This window comes from Sphingomonas sp. (assembly GCF_031361285.1).
In the GTDB taxonomy this organism is placed as follows: Bacteria; Pseudomonadota; Alphaproteobacteria; order Sphingomonadales; family Sphingomonadaceae; genus Sphingomicrobium.
The window spans coordinates 1-5,820 of sequence record NZ_JANMCO010000034.1; the positions used below are offsets into that span (position 1 = coordinate 1).

The following is a 5,820-nucleotide window of genomic DNA, read 5'->3' on the forward strand; positions in this document are numbered from 1 at the left end:
GGTTGGCGCAAGCCAGGTCGTCCGTTGCGGCCTGTGGGGCGCCTCCTCCTACAAGAGTAAGATGTCGGACCAGGCGCTGTCTCTCTATTTTAAATGGTGCAACGAACATTGGGGCGGCTCCGCCACCCAGGCCGCGGAACTCGACGCCGCCCGCCGAGTGACGGTCGCGGTGCCTGATTTTTCGTTTGGCTGGTCGGCGCTGGCGCTGGCGGCCGTGCCGCTCGCGGCCGGTGAGTCCGGGGAAGCGAAGCAGCTGCGCAAGGAAGGGATGGCGGCAGCACGCAAATCGATGCAGCTCGATCGCCAAAACCCCGAGGGCTACATGGCGATTGCCGGGCTTCTGCCGCTCGATCGCTATGCCGAACGCGAGGCGCTGCTCAAGAAGGCGATCAGCGTCAGGCCGACCGAGTGCGGGTGCGAGCGTCAGGCCTATGGCGACTTCCTCGCCTCCGTGGGGCGCATGGAGGAAGCGGTCGGGCAATATGAGCAGGCGCGAGCCATGCGCCCGCTGGCGCCCTTCAGCAAACTTCGTTTCGCCCAGTCGCTCTAAGTCGTTGGCCGCAACGAAGAAGCAGACCGGATCCTGTCCGATACGCTCACGCTTTGGCCTGACGCGACTTCGCTTCGATTGCTCAAGATGAAGTCGGCGCTGTGGACCCACCGTTACGACGATGCGATCGCCCTGCTCAAGGCCGCCGACCTCCCGCTGACAAGCCTGCAGCGGAACACGCTGGCCGCTGCCTTTGAGGCATTGAAATCGCAAAACGCCGCGCTTCGGGCGAAATCGGTCGCGGCTCTGGAAAGCTTTGCAGTCGATCCACGCTACAATGATCGGCTGGTAGTTGGAACGCTCGCCGCTCTCGGGGCCCGCGTTGCCGCCATCCAGGCAGCCAAGAACCTTGTGCACACCCGCGGACTTTTCGACACCGAGGTATTGTTCGAGCCCAATCTTGCGGCGGCGCGGGAGGAACCTGGCTACGCCCAGCTGGTCCGCCAGCTGGGGCTGACGAATTACTGGCGCGGGGCCCGCAACGCACCCGATATCTGCCGGGACTCGGCCAGACCGAGCTTTTGCACCTTTGCATGACGGAGGAATGGAGATGAAACGACTGATGCTGCTGTTCGCGTTGGGCCTGTCCGCCTGTGGGCGCCAGGCGTCGGACGACACCGTCGCGCCGTCGCCGGCCGCGCTCGACTCGACTCTGTCCGGACCGGATTCCACTAAGAAGTCAGCCAGCGTGGTTCCGTTACCAAAGGACCAGGCTCAACTCGATCGAATGATTCTCGCCGGCTACACGCCTCACGGCAACCACCTCCATCCACCCGGCGTCAAAGAGTGCCCGCTTACAAAAGGCAACGAAGTCGTGATGTGAGGCGCTAAGCCGGAAGAATTCGCTGTCCTACAGCCCCTCGCCTGTGAGACACTCCAAGCCAAGCTGATTCGATGTCCTACAGCGCAGCCCTCACGCCTGCCCGCTCGGCGGCGGCGACCAGCATCTCATCGGACCACCAGGTTCCCGAAACTCACGAAACTCACACACCCCCGAATCGACCCGGTCCCCCACCCAAAACTGTGACCCCGCGGTCACAAGGCATTAGGATATGGCGGGTAATTTGTTGATTGAGGGACCGCGACCCCGCGGGTTGCGTTAGGGGTTTGAGGTTCAAGGACTAAGAGCAAGGACAGGCAGCGGGTGGGAATGAAGGCGCAATTCTTGACGGCGGCAGCGGCAGCGTTGCAGTGCGGCGCCGCGCCCGCTTCGGCCCAGGTCGCGCCAACTCCAATGCTCGCCGCCGCCACGCCCCTCCCCTCGACCCCCGCGGTCGATGCCTATTACGCGGCGCGCGCCAACGCCCCGATCTGGTTCCGCGACGCTTCGAGCCTGGCCGCAGCCAAGCTGCTGCCGGCGATCCTCGAACGCGCCCCGCTCGACGGGCTCGACAACGGCCCCGACCTCGCCCGCCAGGTCGATGCTGCGCTGGCCAGAGTTCAAATGTCCCCGACAACCAAACTGGCTATTTACCTCGCCGAAGACAAATTGCTGTCCGCCGCCTGGGTCCAGTACGTCCGCGCATTGAACGCCCCGGTGCCTGGCCTGGCCTATGGCGACCCGGCGCTTGCCTTGAAAATCCCGGCACCCGACCGCGTGCTGATCGACGCCGCCCGCGCCCCGTCGCTTCTCGCCCACATCCGCGCGGTCTCTGCCGTCAACCCGATCTACGCCCAACTGCGCGACGCAGCGTGGAGCCAGGTGCAATCCGGCGGCGGCCGCGCCCCCGACCCGCGCCTGCTCGCCAACCTCGAGCGCGCCCGAATCCTCCCCGCGAGCGGCCGTTTCATCCTCGTCAACGCCGCCACCGCCCAGCTTTCGATGTACGAGGACGGCCGCCAGGTCGACACCATGAAAGTGGTCGTCGGCAAGCCCAAGACGCCGACACCGATGCTCGCCGGCACCATCCATTATGTGACCTTCAACCCCTATTGGAACATCCCGGCCGATGCCGCGAGCGCCGAAATCGCGCCGCTCGTGCTCAAACGCGGCGTCGCTTACCTGCGGGCCGCGCGCTACCAGCTGGCGTCGGACTGGACCAGCCAGGGGACCGTGATCGATCCCGCCACGATCGACTGGAAAGCGGTCGCCGCCGGCACCACCGGAGTCCATCTGCGCCAGTTGCCCGGGCCCAACAACATGATGGGAGCGATCAAGTTCGGCTTCGCCAACGATCTTGGCATCTATCTCCACGACACGCCCAAGCGCGAGTATTTCGCCAAGGCCCGGCGCACGTTCAGCCACGGCTGCATCCGGCTCGAGGATGCGCAGCGCTTCGCCCGCTGGCTGCTGGGGCACGAGCCCATGGCGCCGTCGCCAGACCCCGAGCAGCATGTCCAGCTCGCCCAGGGGGTGCCGGTCTACATCACCTATCTGACCGCCGTTCCGGGCGTCGACGGCGCCGCGTTGACCTTTACCGACGACGTCTACGGGCGCGATCCCAAGGCCGAGCCCGGCATGGCCGAGATCAAGCTGGCGACCAATCCCCCCAGCGCGGCCGCTGCGACTCCCCGATCGAACTAAGGACTAGCTTTTGGCTGCGGGGATCGACGCGACCAGCCGCCGGCCCTGCCACAGCTCGCACGCCATCGGCATGTCGAGCCCGCGGGCGATGTCGATCGCGTGTCCGTCGTCTTGCGCGGCGATGACTTCGGCGGCGCGCTGGATGCGCTTTGCGCCGTCCAGGCAATACAGCCTGTATTCCCCCATAACGCCACTCCCCGAAGCGGGATAATAATCGATACGGGGCCGTAATTCGAGTCCGCGACCCGACAGTTCGTGTTATTTCTTGAGGCGTTGATCGACCAGTCGGATGGCCTCGGCGATCGCCTCGCCGACATTGAGGCTGGTGGTGTCGAGGACGTCGGCATCGCCGGCCTGCCGTAGCGGTGCCGTGGCACGAGATGAATCGCGTTCGTCGCGGGCCCGGATGTCGGTCAGCACGTCCTCGTAATGGGCGGGCAAGCCGCGCTCCAAAAGTTCGCGCACGCGGCGCTGGGCGCGCACCTCGGACGAGGCGGTGACGAACAGCTTGGCGTCGGCATCGGGCGCGACGATTGTGCCAATATCGCGCCCGTCGAGCACTGCCCCACCCGGTTGTTGCGCGAACTGCCGCTGCCGATCGAGCAAAGCGGTGCGGACCGAGGGATAGGCTGACACCCGCGAGGCGATGCTCGAAATCGGCTCGCTCCTCAACTCCGGATCGTCGGGATCGACTGCGGCGACATCGCACGCCCGCAAGGCCTCGAACTCGCTTGCCGGGTCGCCGCCCCAGCGCCACAGGTTCAACGCCACCGCGCGATACAGCATTCCGGTGTCCATGTGCGGAAGATGGAAATGCGCCGCCAGGGCGCGGGAAATGGTCCCCTTGCCGCTCGCGCCGGGACCGTCGACGGCGATCAGGATTCGCTCCGGCGCCACGTTCTCGTTGTCGGAATGCTCGGTCAAGGGTCGCGCTTTGACAGTGGTCCCGGCCTATGGCAAGGCGCCCGCCGCACGGTGCGGAGCATCCTATGGAGCCCGGCCGAACCGACCAAAACTGGAGTGATACTCACCATGGTGAAGCCCGAATGGGGCGCCAAGCGCACTTGCCCCAAGTGCTCGACCCGCTTTTACGACCTCGGCAAGGACAATCCGGTGCACTGCATCGAATGCCACAATGAGTGGGTACCCGAACCGGTATTGAAGTCCAAGCAGCCGGTGGCGTTCGAGCCCGCGCCTGTCGCCAAGGAGCCGGTCGCGGAAGCCGACCTCGAGGCCGAGGAGCTGGCGATCGCCGAGGACGAGGAACCGTCGGCCGACGACGAAGTCGATCTGGCGACCGGCGACGACGGCCTCGGAGTGGAGACCGCGGCGGACGAAGACGAGGCTTAACCAGCCTTCGCCGGTGGAATTTCGAGTTTTCAGTGGAATGAAGTTCGCTTAAGGCGCGAACGAACGGGGCCGTAGCTCAGCTGGGAGAGCGCTGCAATGGCATTGCAGAGGTCAGGGGTTCGATCCCCCTCGGCTCCACCATTCCCTCGACGCCATGCCTGCGATGGGTCGTATATTGTCGATAAAGCGCTGATCGATAGCTTTCCGGCGAGCGATCCGCCGGCCTGGACCTCCGGACGCGAGACGCGCGACAACCAGCCGCCACCACGCAAACCGTCGGACACCAAGCGTAAGGCCAAAAGCCAGGCTCAGCCGGGCACAAAAAAAGACGGCGGCGTCTTTCGACGCCGCCGCCCATTTTTCACCGTTTAGAATGCCTTAGAGGGCGTTCGCAACGTTGGTGAAGGTCTTGTTCAACGCGCTACCAATGCTGGTCATCGCGCCAATCGCCGCAACGGCGATGAGGGCAGCGATCAGGCCGTATTCAATGGCGGTCGCACCCTTGCTATTTTTAATCAGTTTCAAAAACTTGGCCATCTCTGGTCTCCTTAAGGCTCCACTAAACTAGGAACCGAAGTTCCCCCACCTGCGCAGCCAGTTCGCGTAGGTTGAAAGGGGAATTAGCCCCGAATGGGTTGAGAAAGCCTTAAAGCGGGAGGTTTCCGGACATTAACCATGATCGCGCCATCACTTGGCCGTGGCGTCCTCGATTAAATTCTCGATTTGCCCGACCAGGTCGCGCAGACCGGCGGTGGCCTCGCTCCAGTCGTCGGGCAGCGGGCTCTTTTTATGGCGGGCGCGCGGCGGCGGTGGCGCGGGCACGCGGAACGTGGCCGGCAACGGCGGCCCGGCGCGGCCGTCGAGGCTGAGCGCCGGAACCGTGAAATTGCGCCAGATCAGCGCCGGCGCGGTGCCGCCGGTGATCTTGCCGAGCGAGCCATTGTCGTCGCGGCCGACCCACACGCCGACCACCAGATTGCCGGCGAAGCCGACGAACAAGGCGTCGCGATTGTCTTGGCTGGTGCCGGTCTTGCCAAAGGTCGGCACCGCCAGCGCGGCGCGGCGTCCGGTGCCCTTGTTGGCCGCTTCCCAGAGGAGGTCGAGCATCGGCGCCCAGTCGCGGCGCTGATCGAGGCTGCCGCCGCGGCGGAAGTAGCTCGAAAAGCCTTCGTCCTGGCCGTCGAGCGCGAGCCCGCGCGGCGCGATCGGGTAGCGGCCGCTGGCGATCGCCGCATAGGCCGAGGTCAGTTCGATAAGGCTGACGCCGGCGGTGCCGAGCGCGACGCTGGGGCCGCTCGGCAGCGGGCTGGCAATGCCGAGCTCGCGCGCGGCGCGCAAGACATTGGCCCGGCCGACGCTTTCCGACAGGCGCACCGTCGCCGCATTGCTCGACCGG

Annotated in this window: 8 protein-coding genes, 1 tRNA gene and 1 pseudogene; 6 read left to right on the plus strand and 4 right to left on the minus strand. The window is 65.5% G+C overall.

Annotation, left to right across the window (positions count from 1 at the left end):
* From RMO25_RS03190 to RMO25_RS03205, 4 genes are all read left to right on the plus strand, one after another.
* On the plus strand, window positions 1-550 hold a 550-nt coding region (locus RMO25_RS03190; RefSeq protein ID WP_309661163.1), incomplete at its 5' end, for a hypothetical protein.
* A gap of 87 nt (window positions 551-637) precedes the next feature.
* Window positions 638-1,087, plus strand: a complete 450-nt coding sequence (locus RMO25_RS03195; protein ID WP_309661164.1) for a hypothetical protein — start codon at window positions 638-640, stop codon at window positions 1,085-1,087.
* Between the two features lie 13 nt (window positions 1,088-1,100).
* Window positions 1,101-1,373 (plus strand): hypothetical protein, encoded by a 273-nt coding sequence (locus tag RMO25_RS03200; RefSeq protein WP_309661165.1) that lies wholly within the window; start codon window positions 1,101-1,103, stop codon window positions 1,371-1,373.
* Between the two features lie 327 nt (window positions 1,374-1,700).
* Entirely contained in the window at window positions 1,701-3,074 is a 1,374-nt protein-coding gene (locus RMO25_RS03205) for a L,D-transpeptidase family protein (RefSeq protein ID WP_309661166.1), read from the plus strand.
* Between the two features lie 3 nt (window positions 3,075-3,077).
* On the opposite strand, the gene RMO25_RS03210 is transcribed toward RMO25_RS03205, so the two are convergent.
* A complete protein-coding gene (locus RMO25_RS03210) occupies window positions 3,078-3,260 on the minus strand; it encodes a hypothetical protein (protein ID WP_309661167.1) in 183 nt (60 codons plus the stop codon).
* 72 nt (window positions 3,261-3,332) lie between these two features.
* Entirely contained in the window at window positions 3,333-3,956 is a 624-nt protein-coding gene (gene cmk / locus RMO25_RS03215) for a (d)CMP kinase (RefSeq protein WP_309661170.1), read from the minus strand.
* Between the two features lie 150 nt (window positions 3,957-4,106).
* Here cmk and RMO25_RS03220 point away from each other — a divergent pair, with 150 nt between their 5' ends.
* Together RMO25_RS03220 and RMO25_RS03225 are read left to right on the plus strand one after the other, a co-directional pair.
* Window positions 4,107-4,424 carry a TIGR02300 family protein gene (locus tag RMO25_RS03220; RefSeq protein ID WP_309661168.1) on the plus strand — a complete coding sequence of 106 codons (318 nt, stop codon included), beginning with the start codon at window positions 4,107-4,109 and terminating at the stop codon, window positions 4,422-4,424.
* 65 nt (window positions 4,425-4,489) lie between these two features.
* Window positions 4,490-4,565, plus strand: a tRNA-Ala gene (locus RMO25_RS03225).
* 237 nt (window positions 4,566-4,802) lie between these two features.
* Here RMO25_RS03225 and RMO25_RS03230 read toward each other — a convergent pair.
* Together RMO25_RS03230 and RMO25_RS03235 are read right to left on the minus strand one after the other, a co-directional pair.
* Window positions 4,803-4,961, minus strand: a complete 159-nt coding sequence (locus tag RMO25_RS03230) for a Flp family type IVb pilin (RefSeq protein ID WP_309661169.1) — start codon at window positions 4,959-4,961, stop codon at window positions 4,803-4,805.
* Between the two features lie 150 nt (window positions 4,962-5,111).
* Window positions 5,112-5,820: pseudogene (locus tag RMO25_RS03235) on the minus strand (penicillin-binding protein); the annotation flags it as partial.